The organism is Synechococcus sp. H55.2, assembly GCF_047462495.1.
In the GTDB taxonomy this organism is placed as follows: Bacteria; Cyanobacteriota; Cyanobacteriia; order Thermostichales; family Thermostichaceae; genus Thermostichus.
In genome coordinates this window covers 1-2,201 of sequence record NZ_JANSJH010000174.1, presented here as the reverse complement: position 1 = coordinate 2,201, position 2,201 = coordinate 1, and the positions used below count along the sequence as shown (strand labels likewise).

3 protein-coding genes are annotated in these 2,201 nt (G+C 47.3%); all 3 read left to right on the top strand.

Annotation, left to right across the window (positions count from 1 at the left end):
* The first annotated feature begins 219 nt into the window (after window positions 1-219).
* The 3 genes from NW844_RS12705 (at window position 220) to NW844_RS12695 (ending at window position 2,108) form a co-directional block, all read left to right on the top strand.
* Complete coding sequence (locus NW844_RS12705) at window positions 220-882, top strand: DUF3386 domain-containing protein (RefSeq protein WP_414336167.1); 663 nt, start codon at window positions 220-222, stop codon at window positions 880-882.
* A gap of 117 nt (window positions 883-999) precedes the next feature.
* On the top strand, window positions 1,000-1,779 hold the full coding sequence (locus NW844_RS12700) for an SAM-dependent methyltransferase (protein ID WP_414336166.1): 780 nt from the start codon (window positions 1,000-1,002) through the stop codon (window positions 1,777-1,779).
* Window positions 1,776-2,108 (top strand): cupin domain-containing protein, encoded by a 333-nt coding sequence (locus NW844_RS12695; protein WP_414336164.1) that lies wholly within the window; start codon window positions 1,776-1,778, stop codon window positions 2,106-2,108. The genes NW844_RS12700 and NW844_RS12695 overlap by 4 nt, the downstream gene beginning before the upstream one ends.
* Window positions 2,109-2,201: the final 93 nt, after the last annotated feature.

The following is a 2,201-nucleotide window of genomic DNA, read 5'->3' as shown; positions in this document are numbered from 1 at the left end:
CCTTGCTAATAATTTTCATTAACTTCAAGGGCCCTCTCAGGCAAAGGGAAGGATTGGTGTTCCGCCCCCCTACCCGTTGGCAACCGCCAAGAGCTCCGAGAAAAAGAGATGGGATTTTGCTGAGTGGGTGGACAGTTAAAGGAAACCTTAAAATCCCAAGCCCAGTCATCAGCCTCTACTAGGATTTAAATAATAAAATTTCTCATTAAGGAGGAGATTATGGCAGCACAGCAAGCTCCGGCCCAAGAGCTGTTTAGAGAGGCCTTTGAGAATCGCTACACCTGGGATGAGGACTTTCCTGGCTACCGAGCTGAGATAGCCTACTTTCCCAAAGAAGGTGACAGCAGCCTCTCCTTCTCAGGAGTTGTGAGTATTGACTGCAACATGAAGATTGATGTTGCCGGCGTCGAGGACGAGGAGATCCGCCAGAAAATAAGGGAACAGATGTGGGAAATCATGGTGCATCGCGTTCGTCATTCCTTCGACGAAGAACACGGTGGCCACACCTTTGTCTATGGAGAGCCACAAAATTCAGACATCACTGAAGTTCTTGTTTCGGGCTTATCTTCTACCGATAGGTACTGGGTTCAGGGCAAGCACATTCAAAGGGTGCATCGCCATCTTGCCAATCGGACAATTACAGTCTCAGTTCAAGAGTTTTACGATACAGGTGAGGGCTACCTACCCACTCACTACACTGCTGAGTATTGTAGCCCAGGAACCGAAGAAAAAACTCAAGCAAAGATGATCTATGAAGATCGTTATCAAAAAATAGGTCGGTATTGGATTCTAGTTGAGAGAAGAATTTGGGAAGAGCAGGATGGCAAAAAAAGTGCATCGCCTCAGCTTTTCCTCTTCTCAAATATTCGATTTTTCGAATAGCTGGGAAAATAAGTTTTCTCTTTGCGGCTGTGAGCATCTCTTATAATAGAAGGTGATGAGGTGCTCACAGCCAAGCTCAAAACAGATGGCCACAGGGTATCTTTTTTAGAGTTATCTATGACTAAGCTGGACTTAAAAAATGTACCTGGACACCAAGTACTGGCTGCGGCAGGTAAAAAGGCACTTCGACCGGGGGGCTTTGGCGCCACCGAACGGCTCTTCAAGTTTGCCGAGTTCCGTCGAGGAGAAACAGTGCTAGAGCTTGCTTCGGGCCTTGGCTACACAGCCATTAGATTGGCAAAACGCTATGGCGTGTATGTTACCGGCATTGAGAAAAATCCAGATAACATTGCTCGTGCTCGCGCTAATGTTTCTGCAGCAGGGCTAGCTGGCCAAGTTGAGATCCTCGAGGGCGATATCTTTCACCTAGATCAAGTTGATAAGAAATTTGACTATGTCTTGGCGGAAGCTATTTTAACAATGCAGTCCGATGCAGGAAAATCTAAAATTTTGTCCGAGATTTACAATTGCCTCAAGCCAGGGGGTAAGTTTCTCAGCCACGAGCTGCGGGTTAAGGGATCCAACGCTGACATCATCCGCAAGGAGTTATCCTCCGTAATTCGTGTCAATGCCAATCCTTTATCTACTGACGGCTGGCTTTCAACTGTTCAGCAAGCAAATCTTACGGTTGTCGACTACGACACCGGCCCCTTAACTTTGCTCAATCCTGTTGCCATTGCTACAGAGGAAGGATTGCCGACGCTCTTGACTATAATTTGGAATGTACTTACACGTCCTGTAATCCGCCAGCGGATCTCAGCTATGAGGCAAATCTTTAGCCGATATCGAAATAACCTGGGCTACATGGTACTGGTTGCTGAGAAGGAGGCTCAATGATGTCCCTCGTCTCCCCTGAGTCACCTTTTTTGCAGCTCAAAGATCACATTGCCTATTCGGCAGGAGGAATCCGTAGCAAGATCATCTGGAAAACTGAAATCTGCCAATATACTCTTTTCTGTATGGCAGGGAGTACAAGTATTTCCGAGCATACCTCCACAAGGGACGCCACTCTCCACGTCATTGAAGGAACCGGGGTCTTAACCCTTGCAGGAGAAAAGATCTCTCTATCTCCGGGCGTATTTGTCCTAATTCCGGCAAATGTTCCCCATGAGTTAAAAGCCACTGCCGATCTTGCTTTTGTTCTGACCTTATCAAAGGCAAGTTAAGAACGCCGCCTTTTACTCAGCCAGCCGGTTAACATCGCTAAAGCAAACATTCCCAGCAGAGCAAAGCCCAGCAGCCACCTTCCCTGCTCTAGG

Coding starts and splice junctions, on each gene's coding strand:
- NW844_RS12705 (WP_414336167.1), top strand. CDS start 220: ATGGCAGCACAGCAAGCTCCGGCCCAAGAGCTGTTTAGAGAGGCCTTT.
- NW844_RS12700 (WP_414336166.1), top strand. CDS start 1,000: ATGACTAAGCTGGACTTAAAAAATGTACCTGGACACCAAGTACTGGCT.
- NW844_RS12695 (WP_414336164.1), top strand. CDS start 1,776: ATGATGTCCCTCGTCTCCCCTGAGTCACCTTTTTTGCAGCTCAAAGAT.